General features: G+C 35.4%; 18 protein-coding genes. 4 read left to right on the top strand and 14 right to left on the bottom strand.

What is annotated here, in order from left to right:
- Positions 1 to 7: 7 nt before the first annotated feature.
- The gene (locus WHA_RS01430) at positions 8 to 3,451 is read left to right on the top strand and encodes a cytoplasmic incompatibility factor CifB (RefSeq protein WP_015588932.1); all 3,444 of its coding nucleotides are present in this window, start codon (positions 8 to 10) and stop codon (positions 3,449 to 3,451) included.
- A 473-nt stretch (positions 3,452 to 3,924) separates the two neighbouring features.
- On the opposite strand, the gene WHA_RS05975 is transcribed toward WHA_RS01430, so the two are convergent.
- Together WHA_RS05975 and WHA_RS01415 are read right to left on the bottom strand one after the other, a co-directional pair.
- Positions 3,925 to 5,427 carry an ankyrin repeat domain-containing protein gene (locus tag WHA_RS05975; RefSeq protein WP_015588931.1) on the bottom strand — a complete coding sequence of 501 codons (1,503 nt, stop codon included), beginning with the start codon at positions 5,425 to 5,427 and terminating at the stop codon, positions 3,925 to 3,927.
- Between the two features lie 524 nt (positions 5,428 to 5,951).
- Complete coding sequence (locus WHA_RS01415) at positions 5,952 to 6,830, bottom strand: ankyrin repeat domain-containing protein (RefSeq protein ID WP_255324788.1); 879 nt, start codon at positions 6,828 to 6,830, stop codon at positions 5,952 to 5,954.
- Between the two features lie 854 nt (positions 6,831 to 7,684).
- On the opposite strand from WHA_RS01415, the gene WHA_RS05970 reads away from it, so the two are divergent.
- The 3 genes from WHA_RS05970 to WHA_RS01400 all read left to right on the top strand — a co-directional run bounded on the left by WHA_RS05970 (position 7,685) and on the right by WHA_RS01400 (position 13,589).
- Positions 7,685 to 10,351, top strand: a complete 2,667-nt coding sequence (locus WHA_RS05970) for an ankyrin repeat domain-containing protein (protein WP_179943638.1) — start codon at positions 7,685 to 7,687, stop codon at positions 10,349 to 10,351.
- A 344-nt stretch (positions 10,352 to 10,695) separates the two neighbouring features.
- Complete coding sequence (locus WHA_RS01405) at positions 10,696 to 12,813, top strand: ankyrin repeat domain-containing protein (protein ID WP_015588928.1); 2,118 nt, start codon at positions 10,696 to 10,698, stop codon at positions 12,811 to 12,813.
- A gap of 101 nt (positions 12,814 to 12,914) precedes the next feature.
- Positions 12,915 to 13,589, top strand: coding sequence for an ankyrin repeat domain-containing protein (locus WHA_RS01400; protein ID WP_144054587.1), 675 nt, complete (start codon positions 12,915 to 12,917; stop codon positions 13,587 to 13,589).
- A 160-nt stretch (positions 13,590 to 13,749) separates the two neighbouring features.
- Here WHA_RS01400 and WHA_RS01395 read toward each other — a convergent pair whose 3' ends face one another.
- The 12 genes from WHA_RS01395 to WHA_RS01345 all read right to left on the bottom strand — a co-directional run bounded on the left by WHA_RS01395 (position 13,750) and on the right by WHA_RS01345 (position 22,231).
- On the bottom strand, positions 13,750 to 14,964 hold the full coding sequence (locus WHA_RS01395) for a WD_0033/WD_0034 family tandem repeat-containing protein (protein WP_010962489.1): 1,215 nt from the start codon (positions 14,962 to 14,964) through the stop codon (positions 13,750 to 13,752).
- Complete coding sequence (locus tag WHA_RS06855) at positions 14,939 to 15,082, bottom strand: hypothetical protein (protein ID WP_010962488.1); 144 nt, start codon at positions 15,080 to 15,082, stop codon at positions 14,939 to 14,941. Before WHA_RS06855 ends, WHA_RS01395 begins: the two co-directional genes overlap by 26 nt.
- A gap of 69 nt (positions 15,083 to 15,151) precedes the next feature.
- Entirely contained in the window at positions 15,152 to 16,654 is a 1,503-nt protein-coding gene (locus WHA_RS01390) for a recombinase family protein (protein ID WP_010962487.1), read from the bottom strand.
- A 2-nt stretch (positions 16,655 to 16,656) separates the two neighbouring features.
- A complete protein-coding gene (locus WHA_RS01385) occupies positions 16,657 to 17,085 on the bottom strand; it encodes a DUF2924 domain-containing protein (protein WP_015588926.1) in 429 nt (142 codons plus the stop codon).
- Between the two features lie 32 nt (positions 17,086 to 17,117).
- Positions 17,118 to 17,708, bottom strand: a complete 591-nt coding sequence (locus WHA_RS01380) for an ankyrin repeat domain-containing protein (protein ID WP_010962485.1) — start codon at positions 17,706 to 17,708, stop codon at positions 17,118 to 17,120.
- Positions 17,709 to 17,969: 261 nt separating this feature from the next.
- Complete coding sequence (locus WHA_RS01375; RefSeq protein ID WP_015588925.1) at positions 17,970 to 18,572, bottom strand: ankyrin repeat domain-containing protein; 603 nt, start codon at positions 18,570 to 18,572, stop codon at positions 17,970 to 17,972.
- 173 nt (positions 18,573 to 18,745) lie between these two features.
- Positions 18,746 to 19,906 carry a phage tail protein gene (locus tag WHA_RS01370; protein ID WP_015588924.1) on the bottom strand — a complete coding sequence of 387 codons (1,161 nt, stop codon included), beginning with the start codon at positions 19,904 to 19,906 and terminating at the stop codon, positions 18,746 to 18,748.
- A complete protein-coding gene (locus WHA_RS01365; protein WP_015588923.1) occupies positions 19,906 to 20,715 on the bottom strand; it encodes a baseplate assembly protein in 810 nt (269 codons plus the stop codon). Before WHA_RS01365 ends, WHA_RS01370 begins: the two co-directional genes overlap by 1 nt.
- A 2-nt stretch (positions 20,716 to 20,717) precedes the next feature.
- Complete coding sequence (locus tag WHA_RS01360; protein WP_015588922.1) at positions 20,718 to 21,053, bottom strand: GPW/gp25 family protein; 336 nt, start codon at positions 21,051 to 21,053, stop codon at positions 20,718 to 20,720.
- Positions 21,050 to 21,304, bottom strand: a complete 255-nt coding sequence (locus WHA_RS01355) for a PAAR domain-containing protein (protein WP_015588921.1) — start codon at positions 21,302 to 21,304, stop codon at positions 21,050 to 21,052. Before WHA_RS01355 ends, WHA_RS01360 begins: the two co-directional genes overlap by 4 nt.
- Positions 21,305 to 21,306: 2 nt before the next feature.
- Positions 21,307 to 21,771 (bottom strand): phage baseplate assembly protein V, encoded by a 465-nt coding sequence (locus WHA_RS01350; RefSeq protein WP_015588920.1) that lies wholly within the window; start codon positions 21,769 to 21,771, stop codon positions 21,307 to 21,309.
- Positions 21,758 to 22,231 carry a hypothetical protein gene (locus WHA_RS01345; RefSeq protein ID WP_015588919.1) on the bottom strand — a complete coding sequence of 158 codons (474 nt, stop codon included), beginning with the start codon at positions 22,229 to 22,231 and terminating at the stop codon, positions 21,758 to 21,760. Before WHA_RS01345 ends, WHA_RS01350 begins: the two co-directional genes overlap by 14 nt.
- Positions 22,232 to 22,233 lie beyond the last annotated feature (2 nt).

Below are 22,233 nucleotides of genomic sequence, written 5' to 3'. Positions count from 1 at the left end.
ATTTTGTATGAGTAATGGTGATGGACTTATTAGGAGTTTGGTGGATGGAGATCTTGAAGGATTCAGACAAGGATTTGAATCTTTTTTAGATCAATGTCCATCTTTCTTGTATCATGTAAGTGCAGGTCGTTTCCTCCCTGTATTCTTTTTTAGCATGTTTGCTACTGCACATGATGCTGATATCTTGGATGCAAATGAGAGAGTCTATTTTCGTTTTGATAATCATGGTATTGATACAGGTGGTAGGAATAGAAATACAGGAAACTTAAAGGTTGCTGTTTTAACTCGTAGTCGTGACGGACAGCGAGTTGTCAAGTGTTACAGCATTTCTGATCGCCCTAACAGTGATGGGTTAAGGTTTAGTACAAGGGAGAGAAATGCTCTAATACAAAAGATTATACAGCAAAATCCAGATTTAAGGGAAGGAGACCTAGATTTTGAGCAATATAAAGTATGCATGCATGGAAAAGGCAAGAGTCAGGGAGAGGCAATTGCAACAGTATTCGAGGTGATTCGTGAAAAGGATTTTAGGGGTAGAGATAAATTTGCCAAATATTCAGCATCTGAGATTAGTCTTCTTAGACAACTCTTAGGAGATCACAGATTGACAATTCAGGAAATAAAAGGAAGACAACTCAATCAAAATCAGCTCAGACAACTTGATAGATCAGTCAATTTTGCACAGGTAGCACAAGGTCAACAAAGGATTGACAACTTTATGGAAATACTAGCAAATAACCAAAGACAAAATGTAGAACGTAGAATGCACAGGGAAGTTTTGCCATATATAACTGACATCTATGATAATTGCAGACAAGCGCTAGAAAATAATATTGAAAATCGCAATCAAAAATTTGAGAGTCACGGGTTTTTATTAGGTTTTTTAGCAAATTTTAGTCATCGCTACACAATAGGCATCGATCTTGACTTATCTCCTAGAAACTCACATGTTGCATTTCTTATACATCATCAAGCAGAAAGAGAAAATATTCCTATTGTTATTAATCTTGCTATATTTGACACACCGTCAGATGTTGCATTAAACTGTGCCATAGGCTACGCTGGAAGGTTACACAATTCTTCATTTATACCTATCCATACCGAATCAAGAAATACTGTCTGTGTTGGATTAAATTTTAATTTAAATCGAATTCCTTTTAGGGTTGATACAGTAGGGCTTCAACAGGGCAGGTTTCCTTTAGTACAAAGATTGTTTGAGTATATAGAAGATGAAGAGGTTGGAGAGAATATTAGAGATTTCTTGCTTCAACATCTTCCTGGTGAAATACCAAGAAATGCAGAGAATTATAACAGAATATTTGATTGTATAACTGGTTTTGCTTTTGGAAGTAGTGCTTTTGATAGAGAGTATTTAGAGCTGGAAGAAGGAGAAGATCGAGTACGTGTAAGAAAGTATATATTTAGATACGGTGATGGAGATTTAAGAAGACATACTTTAACTATGGTCTCTTATGCTCAGGGTTATAATATAGTTACACTTCATATTAGAGCTTACGATGCGCAACAGCAAGAAGCTATCGATTTACAAGCTCTTAATGTTAATAGAAATAATGTTCATGTATGGGAAGTTTCATGCACACTTAATGACCAATTTGAGCTAGATATTGATCAACCAAATGACCTTGGTTTATATCACGATTACCAAAATAATAATGCAAATAATTTTCTTGATGGTGATCTTGTACAAGTACCTAATGCTGAAAATGTACATGGTATTTCAGAAAGGGTTATGAATGATGGCTGGAAAAATGTAGGTCAGCATAGAGAACTATTTCAAGAGATCTCTGGAGCATTGATGCCACTTAGGGACGCAATAAATGTTAATAGTGAGGATAAGTTTCGTTCTATACTACATGGTACATTTTATGCTAGTGATAATCCTTATAAAGTGCTTGCTATGTATAAAGTTGGTCAAACATATAGTTTGAAAAGGGGTCAGGAAGAAGAAGGAGAAAGGGCAATACTCACAAGAATTACAGAACAGAGATTAGACCTTTTATTATTAAGGCAACCTACAGCAGATACTCATCCAATTGGATATATATTAAGATTTGCTGGTAATGCAGAAGAAATAATACAAAAGGAGAATAACGCAAAAGATCAAATAAAAGAACTTATAAACAAGCAGAGAGGATATGTGCCTATTACTTCTGGAAATGAGGTGGTTTTACTTCCTCTTATATTTAATGCAGGTGCAGAGAGAGTAGAAGGTCTTATATCTATTCCAGAAGGAATAGGAAGAGAAGAGTATGTACATAGACTTGATCGTGGTGGTCGTGACTCAAGACCAGGAGTATTAGTGGGACCTGAAAGTGTTATTGATGAAAATCCACCAGAGGGTCTATTATCAGATCAGACTCGTGAAAATTTCAGGCGCTTTTACACGGAAAGAAAACCAGGACAGAACTCGATTTTTTTGCTTGATATAGATGATAATCTGCACGTTCCATTTAGTTACTTGCAAGGTACTAGAGCACAGGTAATAGAAACATTAAAGTCAAGAATAAGGAGAGGTGATAATTCCATTCCTACAGCACAAGAGATAAGAAGACAAATAAGAGATATTCTTAGAAATCAAGGGATAGAAGTAAATGATCTACTTACGCTAGAATTTGCGACGAGAAATGGACATTATGATTACTGGCTTCAACAAATTGATATAGCTCACGCTGGAAGATTGCGATATCAGCTTCGTACTGAAGGTAATCACACTTTTGAAGTAGCTAATTTGGCAAGGAATGACGGTAACGAGCACATTGTTAGAGTATTAAATCAATTTAGGGAAAATGAAAAACAACAGCGTTTAACTTTAATCATTACTTTAAATAATACTCATTGGGTTACACTAGTGATTGAACGTCAAAATGGGAACTATGTTGGGTACTATGCTGATTCAACTGCTACTGCTGTTCCAGGTGGTATTACTGATATCATTCAAAATAACTTAGGAAATAATATCAGGATTAATAATGTTTCTGTTAGTCAGCAAACAGATGGTTGGAATTGTGGTTTATGGGCATTAGAAAATGCTAGTGATATTAATCGAGTTCTAAACGAAAATCCTGTTGGGCAAGTGCAGAATATCATAAATATAATACGCGATTTTCTTGGAAGAGGCCACCCAAACAGAGATAGAAATTACTTTCAGAACATAAGAGTGGGCATTTCACAATTATTCAGGAATGATCCGGGATTTCAAAGTGTGCAATTGCAAGCATACATTCAAAATAGAGAACAAATTGATCCATTACTACGTACTTATCTAGAATTAGGATATCACAGAGTGGGAGGAGGGTGTGGACCAGTAGAAGCACCTATATCGCTTAGTGTTAGTGATTCCAGTAATTTTGGTGGCCTGCCACAGTCGAGTTTAGAAGGTCCTGAAGCTAGTCGTGTTTCTGACCTTAGCAAAGGTAAAGGCGGTAGGTAGAGGTAATCGGTAGATGAAAGGAGTGTAACAAAAACCTTATGCATCAAGTAAAGATTGTGAGCAAATTTAAAGAAGTTAAGGTGGGTAACCTGTTTTTTTCTACTTGCAGCAATGTTTCAAAAAGTATATGTGTCGAGTTGGGTAAAGTTGAAGGAGGTTCTTATAATTTGGTAGTGTATAACATTAATAAATTTAAACGATGCAACCATTTCCAGCAACCAAAACCAGCCAGCGTGAGAACAATTTTTTTTTGGAATGGGTAGGTTTTGCAGCACACTACCCCTAGATTTTTCACTTTTTCATATAGCTTGAACAAACTTTTTCTAACTCATTCATGTTTGTACTTTAACATATTTAATAATTGAAACGACGTCTATGAGTCAGATACCGCCCATACCACTACACTTTGGGGATGCACATCAAGCCGATAGTAGTTGCATATTCCATACACAAGGAGCTAAACTTCAACAAGCCTAAGTTCTGCAGATGTATGTTTCTTCACATTCGATTCTCTCTATTTTAGCACTGGGCTTTAATATCATATATGTAGTCCCACCAACCGCTAACGCAAGTGTTGTGGCTGCAGCAACCGCCCCTACTATAGGCAGAAATCCAATTGTAAATACTGTTGCAAAAATGGTTGTCGCAGCTATACCTAATACTGCTATTGATCCGCCACTAACAAGACCCCACTTGGTTGCATTATATTCTTGTTGTTTTATTTCTGCTTCCCCGAAAAGCTGTATTAAACTTTCATCTGTGGCTAACTCTCTTGGAGTTTTACCATTAGTGTCTTTTAACAAAGGATTTTCCCACTTTTTCAGTAAAGACTCTGCTACTTCTGTGCAGTCATAAATAGCAGCTAAATGTAAAGGAGTACGACCTTTTAGTAACGTATGTGCTCTATCTTCTACTACACACCTCACTAGATGCTCTACAACTTCTTTCATACTTGGTTCTTTTCCTATTAAATACTTAACTACCTTTGTGCAATTATTATAGAAAGCACTATGTAAAGGAGTATTTCCGTCTTTATTCACTACATTAAGATCTGATCCTTTTTTCACTAGAAGTTCTATTATGTCTATATGGCCATTTGCAGCAGCTAAGTGCAAGGAAGTATTTCCGTCTTTATTCACTACATTAAGGTCTGATCCTTCTTTCACTAGAAGTTCTATTATGTCTATATGGCCATTTGCAGCAGCTAAGTGCAAGGAAGTATTTCCGTCTTTATTCACTACATTAGGGTCTGATCCTTCTTTCACTAGAAGTTCTACTATGTCTATATAGCCATTGGATGCGGATAAGTGCAAAGAAGTATTTCCGTTTTGATCTTTTATATCAACACCTGCTCCTCCTTCTAACAGTAATTTTGTAACATTTATATCCCCAAAATTTGCAGCAAAATGTAATAATGTATATTCTTTTGTATGGTTAGAATCATCTTGTACTTTGAAAATGTAATTTATATCAAACCCATGTTTTTTCCACTGATTACATTCATGCATTATATGTTTTATACTACAACGCTCCTGCTCTAACTCTCTGAGCTCATTCTCATATTTCTTGAATTCCATATTAAATTTTGCTTCGCTATCTTTCAAACTATTATTATACCTTTCATATTCCCAATCATAATCAGGTATAGCATGTCTAGAATCATAATTGGATTTACTACTATTGGCATTGTTATGCAGCTCCTGTAACAATTTACTATTGTACTGGTAGTTTAACGACTGTATCTTTCTGCCATAGTTTTCACCCAATAACTGTGTCTCTCTGTTATAGTTTTCATCCAATAGCTGCATTTTGTGGTGAATAGATTCACTAGATTCATTAATTTCGCTTGACCTTCTTGAATTATATTCTTGTAATTCATTTGCTATTCTTGTAGTTGTGTTATTGCTGTATATACTTGGATTTTCCTCTATCCCCTGCAATATTATTTCAAATTCATTCTTCATAAAGTCTATCATACCTATACCTCAAAATTAAAAACACATGCCTAAATTGTACACGTATTTAATAAAAAAGCAAGTTTTTGCTTGTCAGTTCTAATTTCTTATATTCTTTTCTTCTGTCTTTTTCTTAATTATATGTATGTCTTTATGTAGATATTAAAACAATATTTCTACTATTCCACAAACCAATAAATGCAACAGAGAAGAAGTTGCTTTGGAATCGGAAGGTCCGCTGCGGAGGCTTAAGACCTGCTGCAAAAGGAAAGCCCAGTTTTTGTGGTAATTATGATCTTTAAAAAAACCACGTTTAAAAATACTTCATACAAGCGAGGAACACCTCTTCTTGTTTTCGCAGAAGGTCTCCATGTATCCTTCTTTAATTAAGAGAATGACTAGCTCCTTGAGTTTGTTCAGTGCTTGGGCACTCAAGGTTACTATTTATATCTTTATTTTTAACCATCTCTGCAAATGTCTTGACTTTCAGTGTAGGAACATGTCTTGTTGTAACATCTTCGAAGTCTACAAAGTAAATTAGTGTATTATTTCGTACTCCTGTTCTTTATACCAGTAAATGTCATTGCTTGAAAATTACTTCCATAATGCGTCGATAAAGCATCAATCAATGGTTTATGATTATGTAGAAATATTCTTTTTTCTATTTCTGGCATTATCTGAGCTTTAAGTTGTATATTCTCTGGACTGACATATAAGCCAGTAGCTTCCAGTTTTGCTATGTGATTTACTATTAACTCAGCATTGTCTATTTTATTCGAGATAATAACGCAATTTAAAGAAGTATTGCCATCACCATCTATCACATCAATATTCGCTCCTTTTTCAAGTAAAGACTCTATCACACCTTTTTGGCTATGTTCAGCAGCCCAACTTAAAGGAGTATTGCCATTATCATCTATCGCATCAATATGCGCCCCCTCTCCGATTAAAAGCTCTACCACTTCTCTTTTGCCACTTAAAGCAGCAGCATGTAAAGGAGTATTTTTAACCTTATTCACCGCATCAACATTCGCCCTTTTTTCGATTAAAAGCTCTACCATCTCTCTTTTGCCACTTAAAGCAGCAGAAAATAAAGGAGTATTGCCATTATCATCCACCGCATCAACATTCGCCCCTTCTTTGATTAAAAGCTCTACCACCTCTCTTTTGTCACTGAAAGCAGCAGCATAATGTAAAAGAGTAGGTCCATCTTCACTTACCATATTAATATTTGCCCCTTTTTCGATTAAAAGCTCTACCATCTCTCTGCCACTTAAAACAGCATAATGTAAAGGAGTGAGTCTAAGTTGCTGAATATTCGCTGCCTCTACTACCCCTCTTTCCCTTGTATTACTTAAAGCAGAAAGACGTGAAAAAGCTTTTTCACCCTCATCTACCGCATTAACCTCTGCTCCAGCTACTATTAACTCCTAAATTTGCCCTATATTACCCTGTACAACAGCATTAAAAAGTTGTTCATTTAACTCTCTTTGTTGTATTTCGTTCATAAATTACCTCTAATTTGTTAGTATGCTAGATGATAATGCAGTATAAATATTTGATATTTATTAATATTACTACACTTACATTATATATAAAATTTTTAATTCAATTCATCATCACCTGCAACATCAGCAAGCCAAACGCCTCCCTTTTTTCGTTGAGCGTCATAAAGCTTTTTCTATATACTTCCACAATCTTTGCCTCTTTTCCATGAGAGTTTCTATTGCATCTTTGTCATAAGATGAGCACAAACCTTTTTTGCTATAAATTTACCTTAGTTTTCCTTTTTATCCTCAAATGAATTGGTATTAATTTAGTAAAATATATTACTAATAACCTAACCGATACAACCACTTTCAGCAACTTAAAATAACAAGCGTGAGAACAAGTTTTTTTGGGATCAGTTGGTCTACCGCTAGATCCGTGCGAACTTTTATTTATAATAATTTTACTATATCGCAAAGTCAGCTATTTTAGCCTACTTTTGCCACATTTAGGTACGAACTGATTTGCCTAACTTTGTTGTAACAATTTTACGCTTTTATTTTTGAAACACCCCTTTTACGTAAAAAGCTCTCACAAATATACGTACTATTTTATGTTTTTAGAAAAAGTCAATAATTAGATTTTTTGTGATGCTAATTGGCTTACATTTTTATTGAAAATATTTTTTAAAAAAGTGGTTGACTTATAGTTTAGCTGTCTTATGCTAGCGTTAGCATGTTTATTATGTAATGTTTATATGTTACATGATAGTATTAATATGGAGGGTAAAATGGACTTTTCTCAATATGTCGAAGGTGACGCTTTAGCATTATCTCACACCACAATAAATACAAGCGAATTGGTAATCTTTTTACGGAGTAGGACATACATTACAAAGCTTTCTTTACGGTATTGCAATATTGATGACACAGATGCAGAGGTCTTAGCTGGTGGGAATCTTTCACATCTTACTTTACTTAACTTAAGTAGTAACAATATTGGTGACAGAGGTGCAGAGAACTTAGCTAAAGATAATCTTTTAAATCTTACTTCACTTGACTTACAGTTTAACAAAATTAGTGACGGAGGTGCAGAGGCCTTAGCTGACGGTAATCTTTCAAATCTTACTTCACTTAACTTACAGTCTAACAATATTGGTGACGGAGGTGCAGAGGCCTTAGCTGATGGTAATCTTTCAAATCTTACTTCACTTAACTTACAGTCTAACAATATTGGTGACGGAGGTGCAGAGGCCTTAGCTGATGGTAATCTTTCAAATCTTACTTCACTTAACTTACAGTCTAACAATATTGGTGACGGAGGTGCAGAGGCCTTAGCTGATGGTAATCTTTCAAATCTTACTTCACTTAACTTACAGTCTAACAATATTGGTGACGAAGGTGCAGAGGCCTTAGCTAACAGTAAGCTTTTAGGTTGTACTAAAATTAACTTAGATGGTAACAATATTGGTGACAAAGGTGTAGAGGCCTTAGCTAACAGTAAGCTTTTAGGTTATACTAAAATTAACTTAGATGGTAATATTGGTGGCCAAGGTCCAAATGGCTTAGTAGAGTTCTTAGCTGGCGGTAAGGCTTTAACTCTTGCTTTACTTAACTCAGATGGTAACAATATTAGTAACAATATGAAGGACTTAGTTAACGTACCAAGAAATAGACAGGGATGGACTTCTTTACATTATGCTGTTAAAAATGGCAATGTAGGTAAAATAAATGATCTAATAAAAGGAGGAAAAAATGTTGATGCACAAGATGAACAGGGATGGACTCCTTTACATTGGGCTGCTACCGGAAGTTATACAAAGGTAGTAAATGCTCAAATGTACGGGGATGATATTCATGCTAGAGAAACCGGAAGTGAGGAACCTATATATATTAAAGCATGCAAAAATATTATAGAGTCTTTCCTAGACAAACTATTAAACATTAAAGTAGTAGGAGCTTTAATAAAAGGAAAAGCAGAGATTAATGCAAAAGATAATCAGGGAATGGCTCCTTTACATTGGGCTGTTAAAGTTGGTCATATAAATGTAGTAAATGGTCTAATAAAAGGAAAAGCAGAGATTAATGCAAAAGATAATCAGGGAAGGACTCCTTTACATTGGGCTGCTCTAATTGATCGTACAAGTGCAGTAAAAGCTCTAATAAAAGGAAAAGCAGAGATTAATGCAAAAGATAATCAGGAAAGGACTCCTTTACATTTGAGTATTCAAATTGGCAGGACAGATGTAGTAAATACTCTAATAGACAAAAAAGCAGAGATTAATGCAAAAGATAGACAGGGAAGGACTCCTTTACATTTGAGTATTCAAATTGGCAGGACAGATGTAGTAAATACTCTAATAGACAAAAAAGCAGAGATTAATGCAAAAGATAATCAGGGAAGGACTCCTTTACATTATGCTGCTAGCGGAAAGGTAGTAAATACTCTAATAGACAAAAAAGCAGAGATTAATGCAAAAGATAGACAGGGAAGGACTCCTTTACATTGGGCTGCTAGCAAAGGTGGTATAGAGGTAGTAAATGCTCTAATAGAAAAAGGGGCAGATGTTAATGCAGTGAATAAGTATGGAGATGCACCTCTGCGTTTTGCTGCTCGAGATGGCCATATAGATATAGTGAAAGCTCTAATACAAGGAGGTGCTAATGTTAACGCAAGAAATAGTGACGGTACTCCATTACATACAGCTTATGGCCATGAAGAGATAGTAAAACTTCTAATAGAAAAAGGGGCAGATGTTAATGCAGTGAATAGTAATGGAGATACACCTCTGCGTTTTGCTGATCGAAATGGCCATATAGATACAGTGAAAGCTCTAATAAATTACGTAACAAAACTAGAAGCTGCTGATCTGTATGTTAGTCAAAAGAACTTAGAAGAAAAGAATAGATTGATAGGTGATTTGCACGATCTACACAGTAGTTATCCACAACATCTTCAAAACTGTAAAAAAGAAGTCAAAAAGATTGAAAAAGAAAGTCAGGAACTACATTCCTTTTTGAAAAAAAGTGATATTAATGAACTAATTAGTGTGTGGGAAAGGAATGCAGACATACAGAATCAGATTGATAATCACGATAACCTAAAAGAGCAATATCCAGAATACGCTCATATTTTAATTAATAAAGCTAATGAAGTGAAAAAAGAAATTTTTCTGCACAATCATAAGCCGCTAATTGATGCTTTATCAGCACATTATAAATGTGATATAAAAACAATGACATTTGCTGGTATAGAAAACTTTTTTAAAGTTGTTCACAGGGATGATTTTAAAGAAAAGCTAGGAAATGGAGGAATAACTCTGAAAAACTTTGTAGATTTAAAAAATGTTGAAAAGAGAGATGATGTTCCTAAGTTAGGAGTAATTGCATTTAAGCATGGGTGTCAATTAAGTGAACCAAGGGTAACAAGAGTAATTGATCAGGCTCTTTCTCTCTAATAGGATCATTGAGCAAACTGTGGGTTCATGGTAGGAAAAAATTGACCTTACCCAAGAGAAGAAGAAAGAAAAATTTTCATAATAAAAGTGTTTTTTTAGAAGGAGCAGTAATGACACAAGGAAATTGGGACTCTGACAAAAATTTTGCAGGGTAGCTTGTTATATAGCTAAAAAGAACCAAATAGCAGGTTCACAATGTCAGTGAAGTTTATGAAGTTAGAATGGGTATAGAAGGAAAGAAAACACAGATCTCTAAAAAATATCAAAGTTAGAAAAATTATTCTTGCATTAGTTTTTATTTGTGCTATATGCTGTACATAATATCTTTGTAGAATGGGGGGAGTATGTTAACTAGAGATATTTCAAGGCCTGAGCAGGTTTTTAGTGGAGCAGAAATAAGCGAAAAAAAAGAGCTATTAAAAAAGCTAGAAGAGAAATCAAATACTCGACAAGGGCAGTCAGAAATAGGCGGATCGTTTGATGATCAATATGAGTTGATTATAGAATATCTGTTGCAGATTCCACCATCTAATGATCGGTTAGAAATTTTACGAAAGCAAGGACATTCACAGAGTGACATAGATGAAATGTTTAGTCAGGGGGATTCTTGGTATACTCAATCAACCATATCGTCATTTCGAAGTTATAATAGTCCACCGTCTTTAATGGATAGTAAATATTCACTGAGTAAACAGGTATCTGTTTGGTCCGCTTTAGATCATAATCTCACAGAAAGTCAAAAGAAGTTAAACATAGAGTTACTAAATGTTTTAAAGTATCTAGAATGGCATGATGAAGGTGCTCTTTTTGATTATGATAATGGTCAGGTCGATGAGCTTGAAGAATTTTTAAAAAATAATAGAGGCAATCCAGATCTAAAAGCCGTTCTAAATGTCAAAAGAGGAGAATCTGGGTCAACAGTATTGCATGCGATTGCGGGAGCTCATATAGGTGCATCTTACCGTCAAGAAGACCGACCTATAAATTTACTCTTAGAAGCAGGAGCCAGTCCAAATATACAGGATGATAAAGGAGAAACACCTTTGCATCGCGCTTCTGCTATGGGCTATGATAAAAATATATATTCTCTCTTAAGGGGAAATGCTGACCCCAATATATGTGATGGACAAGGGAAAACTCCACAACAAACTGCAGTTGATAATCATAATTACCATGTTGAAAGGTGTTTTTTTACTGACAATCAAAAAAAGTTGCGAAAAGAATTAAATAATATACTTAATGAACATCGCTACAAAGAAGGCAATTTAGGCTATATTGTTACACTCACTCTATTTCAGTTTCTCGAAGATCTAGAGGAGTTTTTACATGAACATAAGAATAATAAAGACCTAAAAGTAGTTTTAAATACTCGGGACATAGCAGGAAAGTCAGAAGTGCTGGAACATGTAAAAAATGCTTTTTCCGGCTTTCAAGCTGCTGATGAAATAAAGAAATTACTTTTGGAAGCGGGAGCAAAAGAGTTCACGTATGAAAGGAAAAAATGCTTACCTAAATCTGGGGTTTTGTGGGGTAATATAATACCAGCTCAGAAGGAAAAGCTAAGTAGATCCTTAGGTATTTTATCTGAAATTCAAGACATAAATCAATTGGAAAAATTCGTGAAGATAGCTATCAAGTCTGGAGTGCGACTTAATTATCGTTTCACCGTTCCTTCACCTTTTGAAGGTTATAGTTTCACAGATTATGTGATAAAAAGAATTAGTGAATTAGAAAAGTATCCTAAAGTTGCTAGTGGTATAATATGTCAATTGGTATCAAAAGGAGCAGTGTTTGGTAGCCCAGAGAGCATTGATGTAATTGATGAACTGGGATTAGAATGCAAAGATCACAAAGCCAATATGATAAAAGCTTTTGAAGGTTACATTAATGATGCCCATAGGTTTATTAAAGTTGCGAAAAGTGCAACCACTAGTAAATTGAATGATATAGCAATAGGTAATACTACTCTTTACTTAGAATATTCGGAGGAGAGCAAAATAGATATTGCAAAGATCACCGATGGAGCGAGAAGTTTATGGTTAACTCATGAAAATGCAGGATATGAAAGAAATATAGTAAAGATTGGTGAAAGTGAGGTGGAAATTATAACGCAAAATGGTAAAAGGCATTACACAGACCTTACAGCCAATAGTAATATAGCATTGATTTTCTGTACCTCTTTTGGAGAATTAGAAGTTAGATTGTATTCTGATAAGCAAAATGAAAACAGGATTAGGGTAGAAGCAAGAGATCAAGGGATGTTGAAAAAATTAAAAGATTGTGGAGAAGAAATAGGAAAAAATTGCTCACTTGGTTATCACTCAGTTTATGATGCTATTGAACGTGGGTACTTCGAAAAGCCTGCTCCATCTTCAAGAATTGTCCAGGAAGAAAAATTACAAAATGGTAAATGGGCAGATCAAGTACGATATACAAGAAAAAATGGAGCACAAATTGGATAGTACTAAGCTTTGTAGACAAAAACGTTGGTATGGTTTTTACTGCTTCAAAAAGGTTTTACTTTATTTTTTTTATTTTAATAATAATATTTTTAGGAGGGTTTATGCACACATCTAAACTTACTGCAGCAGAGAAAGATTTAAATAGCAAGCTATTTTATGCTGTAGAACAAAATAACCTTGATAAGGTTAAAGAGCTTATTAGAAATGGGGCTGATATTCATGCTAGAGAAATTAGTAGTAAAAAAGCTATACACATTGCTGTTAAGAAAGGGAACAAAAATATCGTAGAGTTTTTCTTAAATGAAGGGATAAGCGTTAACGATACCAATAACAGCGGTTGGACACCTCTACACTATGCTGCCTTTGGTGGTGAGTTGGAAATAGCAAAACTTTTGGTTGCTAATGGGGCTAATGTTCGTGCTGAAAACGCTTATGGTCAAAAGCCTATAGATTTAATTCATTATGGTAAAGATGATGGATATAAAGGCATTATGGAACTTCTTCTAAATAAAGGAGGAGGAAAGGTTAATGATATTGATAAAGAGGGTTGGATACTCCTACACTATGCTGCCTTTAATGGTAATTTGGAAACTGTAAAGTTTTTAATTGACAAAGGAGCTAGCATTCATACTAAAAACAATGGACGTGAAGCGCCTTTAGATCTCGCTAGAGAAGGAGGAAGTACGGAAGTTGTAAATATGTTAAGCAGTATAAATACAAAAGTGACAGATGTATCGGTATCTCAACTCTCTATACCAAGAAAAAGGACTGTATGAATTGATATAAGCAAAAAAGGGAGGATGTTTCTATAGGTTATACACGTCAAGTTATTGTTAAAAATAGCAGCAGGACTAACGGAGGTAATTCTTAGTTAATAGTTTAAGAAATCTTCTAAAGAAGTTATCTTGTTGTTTATGATTTTTTGAGCATAGCCTTTTATGCTAGATTCAAAGAAGACTGAATAGGCTGCTCCACACTTTCCACTTTTTCTAGCTTTGTGCTGGGCTTTAGCACATTATACAACGCAAAGCTCAGACACACCAATCCAGCTATTCCCACAACCGCTGCTATTACAGGCATTTTCATGATATACAATGCAACACCGCTTGCCAATAACACTGCACCAACAACACCAGCTACAATTGGTTGAATTGCCTTTTTTGATGATTTTTCGTCTACAGAATTTCCTTTACTATCAAAATATAGTTCAGTTGGAGATGGGATATCAGGCTCTTCTTCTGTTAAAGCATTTTGAGCTTTCTCACTGGTTTCAAATATTAGCTCGCTATCTTTATTAATATCTCCACGCAATTGAGCTGTAGCTTTACTTTCCCATGTTAAATTATCTGTCAACTTCTCTCTTGATTCTGTATCAGTTTTGATTAATTTTCTTTTATGCTTTATTTCTGTTAATGATTTTCCGTTCTCAGCACTTCTAGATTTGCTATGAGAGCACGATTGCGTTTGATCTCTTTTCACAACTTCAGTAAAAGTGGTTGTAGAAATACTGGAACTTTGTGTCTGATCTATATCATCTTTTGTTAAAATATTTTTAGCTTCTTCACTGCTTGCAAGCATAGGTTCATGTATTTCAAGATCTTCACAGTCTTTATTGATATCTTCACAGCTAGTTTCAGCATTACCACTTACAGGTTTAACTTCTATATTAAGACTTTCTTTAAATTCCTTGAGAGTTGCTACAATTTCTTTACAATTTTGTTTATTAGCATAATCAATTAGTGTATAGCTTATCTTCTGGCTATTTGCTTTTTCTTTTATCATTTTCTGGTCGAGGATTTCTTTCAAAATACCGTTTTCTTTAGAAACTTCTAAAACTGCCCTAACAGCTTTGCTATTTTTCTCTGAAATACAGTATGCTAGTACCGTGTAGGTTGTTTTTTGAACACCCAGAATTTCTCCGTTTAATTCGTCATTCAGAAGATCTTTTAAAAATTTTCGTTTTGCTGCTTCTTGTAAAAACGTCTCAAAAGCTTGATTATTCTTAAGAGATATAGCATAACACGGTAGCGTAAATACTCCTTTCCTCCCTTCTTCACTATAAGGTATTTTTGTTGTTAAAATTTTCTGTAATGTATCATCATTAAATTTTTCAGCAATGCTATTCTCATTTTTCGTCCTTCTCCAGAACATAAAGGACTTTTTTTTTCCCTAGATTTTCTATTTCTTGCTTCAGAGTATCAAACTTACCTTTCTCTTTTTCTGTTAATCCACATAATTTATCAGTACGCTCTTTTTTCTTTACTGGCATAGTATTTCCCTTCGTATAATGTTTGTTTTATAAGTTAGTTGCGTTAATAACGTATTAATTGTGTGATTTTTAAGACGCTAATTTGTAAAATTTTTCCATTTGCTCACTCCATAGCATCGGTATTTCCCTTAAATCAACTAACCGCAAATTACTCGGTTGTCTCCCATTTACTATGTCTTCTTTGATCTTTGGTGCTAAATAATTTAATCTTAAAATTTGTTGTATACGTCTTGTACCTATATTAATTTTAATGCTCAGCTCTTTCACACTTCTATATTTTCCTTCCTCTAGTTGACGTTTCCAAAGATGGGCTCTTACCACTGCTTTCAGTAGCGCATTGTTTGTTTTTCCTTCTGGTTCCACTACTGTGCATTTGTTTCCTTTCTTCTTTAAATTCATTGGTATAAATTTTTCCTCTGACTCAGAACACACCTCTATTCCATCTTCTCTTACCCACACTGTTTTTATTAATTTCTTCACTGCTTCTTTCTGTTTTCCAAAACTTAAATTTTCCCATTTTTCTTTTTTTGCCCCTTTTTCCCAATTCTCATATAAGCATTCCGCTCTCTTCATTACTTCTTTTTCCACTTCTCCGGCTACTACTGTTCGGTTCATCGACTTGCAACCTTTTCCTCTTAAATGGTTATTGCATATATAATATCGATACCTTTTATTTTCTTTTTTTGAGTATGTCAGCGTCATGTTTACTTTGCAGCATCTGCATCTTATCATCCCCTTTAGTAGCGCCTCTTCATATTTTTTGCCTCGATATGGCTGATTCTTTATTAATTCCTGTGCCTTTTGCCATTTTTCTTCTTCTATTATTGCCTCATGCTTTCCTTTATACTGCTTCTCATAATGCCGTATTTTTCCCATATATATCGGATTTGTTATTATTCTCCTCACTGTGGCCTTTTTAAAGATATCTGATTTTGCTTTCGTTCGATATCCTTCTCTGTTTAACTCTCTTGCCAATTCTGCCATTGATCTCAGCTCCATATATCTCTCAAATATATGCTTTATTACTTTTGCTTCTTTTTCATTTATTATTAATTCCTTCTCTTTTACATCATACCCTAGTGGCACATTCCCTCCCATCCATAATCCTTCCTCTTTCGATGTTGCTATTTTATTTTTTACTCTCTCTACTATCATTTCTCTTTCTAGCTGTGCCGCTCCTGATAACACTGTTTGTACAAATTTTCCCATTGGTGTGTTGTTATCAAATATTTGCGTCACTGCTACAAAACTTATCCGGTGCCTTCTAAAAAATGACGTTACTTCTATGCAATCCTTCGTTTCCCTTGATAACCTGTCCAACGTGTATACTACCACGCAGTCTACCTCTCCGGCTTTTACATCTTCAAATAATTCCTTTATCGCTGGTCTATTTAAATTACTTCCTGAATAGCCTCCATCATCATACCTTTTGGCTAATGCTACCCACCCTTCTCGGCTTTTTATATATTTTTTACATGCTACTCGCTGTGCATCAAGACTATTAAACTTCTGCTCTAGCCCGTCTTCATTTGATTTTCTCGTATATATCGCACACCTTACCTCTTTTAGCATTCTCAACTTACCTTTTTATCACGCATCCCAAATAATAAAGGACCGTTGTAGCTCATTCCCATTATTTTTCCGGCTACCGCTGATAATGACGTAAAAAATTCTTCTCTGTAGATTAAACCCTTATCTGTTACCATCACTGCATGCGTTTCTTCACCTCTTTCTAATATCAACTCCGTTCCTACTGCTGGCAGTTTATCGCTACTTATCCTTTTTCCCTGTTCTAGCCGATCTGCCAGGTATTTTAGTCTTTTTGCTCCTTTTCTTGATATTTCTCCATACGCTTTCTCCTGCAACCTATACGCCAATCTTGGTATCAAATATTTCTTTGAGTTTCTAGGCGCTTCTTCCACAAAGACCTTCCTCCATATTTTTCTCAGCTCTTCCAACGCTTTTTTCTCTAAATTCAATACTTTCTTTTCTATTCCTTCCATCCTAGCTTCTGAATTTAAAAAAAAGTTGCGGCTCATAGCACTTTTTCATCCATAGTTTCTAGCTCTTTCACCTCTTCTTTTGCTACTATCACACCTGCTGCTGTACTTTCCGATACAACTCTTATTCTTTCTATAAATTCCCTCTGTTTATTTGCCATTTTTACGTTCTCTAACACTTCTTTTATCTCTTTATTATTTCTCACATAATCCATTGGGGTCTTGCCAAATTTATCTTTTTGTTCCACATTCCCTCCCGCTTTTACTAGCTCTTCTACTATTTTTATCTCTGCTACCATGCACGCAAGGTGTAACGCGGCAAATTTGCTACTTCGTTCCACTGCGTTTACATCGACTCCTGCCTTTATCAGCTCTTTTGTATTTTCTAGACGTTGCCCCATCACTGCTAGGTGTAGTGGTCTATATTTCCCGGCATCTGCTGCATCTACATCTGCTCCCTTTTTGATTAATAATTTCACTTTTTTCGGATCTGGCATTCCCACCGCGTAATGTAGTATCGTCCTTCCTTTTGTGTCTTTTTTGTTAATATTTTCTATTGAGTTATCTAATACTTCTTTCCACGACTTATTAAATTCTTCTCTTTCTTTCTTACTAAATTTTACCATAAGTTCCTCAGCTATTAATGCAATATAAAGTGGCTCCAATTTGGCTCACTTTAGCGCTTAGCAAACTTTGTTTGTTTACCAGCTACTTTTTCACTTAGGGCTGTTTTGGCATAAAAAGCAAGTTTTTTTTACAAAATATACACATTTTTTCAGCATATTATATTAAGATATAAATCTATATATTTAATCTGTTAAATAATAGCAATTCCTCTCCTGCTGTTGCCAGCTTTTCTCTTCTATTTTTTCCATATATTTAGCCTCTTATTTCCTCACAAAAAGTCTGCAAACATCTACAGCCCTTTCCTCCACATCATTTAGCTTCTTTCCACCATTTACCACCTGCTTTTCCGATACCTTACTTATTTTTTCCATTAACTCCCTCTGTTTGTTCACTATTTTTCCTCCTTTTTTCTTTAATACCTCCCTTGTCTCTTCATCACTTGCGTAATACATTGGGCTAAATCCTGATATACTTACCAGGTTTATTTCTGCCCCTGCTTTTATTAACTCTTCTACTATCTTTTTTCCACCTACCATACACGCTAGATGTAGTGCCGTATTTCCATCTTCTTCGGTTGCGTTTATATCTGCTCTGGCTTCTATTAATTCTTTTACGTTTTCCAGACGCATTCCAAGCGCTGCTGAGTGCAGTAGTGTATAACCTTCGTTATCTCTTGCATCTACATCTGCTCCTTCCCATATCAGCCAGTTTACTTTTTTTCTCGTCGACATTTTTGCTGCTCGGTGCAACATTGTTTCACCGTTTTCATTTTTTCTATTTATATGCTTTTTAGACAATTTGCCTGCAAGCAACTCTTGAAATAATTCATTAAAATCATCCCTTTCTTCTTGACTAATCCACATGATGTACCTCACTATAAAACTTCCTAACTTCTAGCGTTTGGTAAATCTTTTTTGTTTACCTACACCTACCTAATTTATAGCTGTTTTGGCATGGAAAAGCAACTTCTTTTTTTCAAAAAACACGCATTTTTACCGAATATTAATGTAGTGTATGAAGATATAAGTATATGTATTTAACTCATTAAACATACGACCTGTTTTTCTTCCCAACTTCTGTTCAAATGTCGATGTTCGTGCCATGTTAGTACACCTGGGTAAAACACTAAAATGTACCTTTCTAACTCATGTATTGAATCCTTTTGCTCTGAATCTAAATCGCTTTCAAAATGAACATTGTGTTCTGCTAAACCAAATCTTATAACTTTCTGGTTGGTAAAATCTTCTACCTTGTAGTGGTGAGTAACGCTAAACCTTTCTAAAACTGGTTTATATTTTAAATTCCACAGTTGTTCAGATAGTTTGCTACTTCCCAATAAAAATTTATCCCCTTCCTCTTCTATACTAGTAACCGGAAAACATGCGTTTATTTCCCCTAAGTTCCAGCTATCTGATAATACTATTTGTGCCTTAGCAAACTTAATTGCCGGTAATAAGCTCTGTGGTAGCGGATATAGCGCTTTGAAGTTATACCACACATGATTCCTTTCATAAATACCGTTATAGTTCTTAGTATGAGGCTCGGTTTCTCCAAGTATTGCTACATCTAGGCGATATATATCATTGCTCAAAGCTTGTTCATAATGATTGCGTAGATAGTTCTCTATAATCCTAACAACTGGACCACTAGACCTGAAAAAATTTACTCTCCCAAATGATAACACTGGTCCATCTTTTTCGATCTTTGTACCAGAGTAGTCTGATAATAAGCTGCCAAAAAAGCTTTCATCTAAAATAAATCTTCCAATATTATAGTGGTCATTGAAAAGCCTCATTAGCCTCGATCTTGCTGGCAATGATAGTTTTGCTAGTTCTACTACTGCATCCACGAAGAAGTCGTTCGGAACATCTCTTATCCCTACCTGCAACTCAAAAAAGTGTTTACCGGGTGGCTCTTCAATGATCGTAATATCTTCTATATTTGCCCACTTTAATGCTATTTTCAGTGAGGCAGGTGTGCCACGCAGTCTTTGAAATTTTATTCCTTCTCTTATCGCCTTTCCTTTGTCTTTTACCCAACGCAGAATTTCCCCCAATCCATATTCTTCTATTATCCACGGTAGTATTTCATCTTTAGAATTAAACTTAAATCCTTTTATCCTGCTTGGATCAACTTTGTAATCGATAGCCTCTACTATGGCTCTTTCTTCTTTTGTGCTATTAGGTGGAAGTAACATTAGCTTTTGCCCATTAATTCGATTTCTAGCTTGCCTAAACAAACGCACTCATTCCCCAGTACCACAACATCTTTTCTTGGCTCTATTAATTCCACGTTTTCTACCCCTTCTACAAATAGATTTGCTATGATCCATGATTTTGTCACCTTCCATCCCAATCTTTTCGTTTCTTCAAATTTTTCGATAAATTTCTTCTTCACCGTTTCAATAATATCCGGTCTTTTAATGCTAATTTTGCTGTGGATATCTATTTCAATAATATTGCAACCAACTACTGTTATCGTATCTGTCAATACCCTTATATCATCCCTGGTGACTCGCTTTCTTACAATATCAAGTAGTTCTTCAGATGCTATGCCATTTGTGGATAACTCCGTGGATAAAATCGAGATCTCTACACTCCCTGGCACTTTTGATTCAACCAGCGCATCCTTTACTCTTCTATCTGCTGAGAGTGCATGATATCGATAATGTTCTTTACTTCCTCCAGTTGACCAGCCTTTTATTTTTGCCTTGATTCTTTTTCTAAATCGTTCATCTTCTTCTCCATCTTGCCTCTCTGCTCCATAAAACTCAGCTAAATTATCAAGTTCTTCCCCCCTTGCAAACTTCAGTAAGTTGCTCCTTGCCGCTTCGTTTATTCTTTCTCTCAGCAAAAGTTCTCGCCATGCTGCTACCTCTAAAATCTTTATTGCTGGGTCACTTTCTACTAATGCCGTAAAACTTTCATCACGACTTACTAATTCTTCTTTCATCCGGGAAAAAATCTCTTCAAAGTTCAGTGGTTCGATAATATTTGGCTGCTCCATCTCTATACCATAATCCCATCAAAATGAATATTTTTCCCATTTGGTAGATAAATACCATCTAATGAAATATTGACCTTTCCTTCTTTCACTTCTGTAATTTTTACTTTTTCTAACTTAAATCTTTGCTCCAACTTTTGTAGAGCTTCTGCTACTGCTGCATAGATTTCCAAAGTTAAATCCCTATTAATTGGCTTATCTACTAATTCAAGTAGTCTTGACCCATAATCCCTTCGCATAACACGTGATCCTATCGGCGTGGTCAGTATGTCAACTATCGATTGCTTTAGATGGTTTAATCCTTCCAATTCCTTTCCCGTGCTAGCATTCATGCCTCTCATTCTGCAAATACATTTTTGCTATCACCCATCACATGAAAACCACACGATACCAAGTCACCTGTTCTTGTTATGCCAATATCATTAACAAATACGCTATTTGATCCCTGAGTTAGTTTCTCCCCTAGAGTTAAGATATCTCCTTTTCGACGCACAGATCTACCGTTTACAAAAACATCGCTGCTTCCACTCATACAAACATGTGCTGGTATTCCACTGCAATAATCCCCTATACAAACCACAGCTTTAGCCATACTTAATTAAGGTCGATTCTCTTTGCTTTGAGTTTTATGCCTCTCTTGGTAATCTTCATACTTGATTCTCCTACTTTCAACGTTATTTTATCCACTACATCTATCTTAAGATGGTGCTTTTCTTGCTCATATGATAACTTTGTCCCATCTTGAAATTTTACACTATTTATTTCCTTTTTATTCTCCGGAGGGGGATATTTCTCCTGATATATTGCTGGTAATACTACCCCTAATGACAACTCTCCATATGGCGATAATACTATTACTTGCTCATCAATATTCGGCGCAAACCAACTTCTATCTTCTCCTGCTCTTGCCGTTACCCACGGAAGCCAATCCGTTAAAAATTCCCCTATTTTTACCCGCACTCTTGCTTTTTCATAATCTACTTCTTTAACTAGACCTATACGAATAATGTTCGCTAACTTCCTATTCAGCTCTGAAATTGCAAAATTATGCTCTAACATTTTCGCCAACACTTATTGTATGTGGTATGATACCAGTTTCTAACCACATTGATTGACCTGTATGTAGCTCGTGAACCCATTCGACCAACCACACCAAATATGCATCCAACTCTGGTTTAAAATCATCCCCTCCTGCTGATATAAATTCACCTGCTGAAACATTTTCCACGTCCCAAGTATTCTTATTCACTACCCTTGCAATTTCCGCTGCCAGTGACCTTACCACTACCTGAGAATCCTCAACTGTTCCATCAACTACCACTCTTACCTCAAATCTTGCCCTCAACGCTAATTCCTCAGTCCCCGGATCTTTCCCTGGTTCTAAACTTGCAAGCTCTACAAATGCTGCTGGCGCTATTATTTCCCTACGTATTGCTGGATACACTTCGCACGTTTGTATTGCTGGGATTTCTTCTTTTAGCGTTTTACAAATCTTCTGATGTAGATCTCTCCAAAACATAC

The sequence above is a fragment of the Wolbachia endosymbiont of Drosophila simulans wHa genome (genome assembly GCF_000376605.1).
GTDB classification, from domain to species: Bacteria; Pseudomonadota; Alphaproteobacteria; order Rickettsiales; family Anaplasmataceae; genus Wolbachia; species Wolbachia pipientis.
The sequence above is the reverse complement of the archived record's forward strand: the minus strand, read 5'-3'. Positions and strand labels throughout refer to the sequence as shown.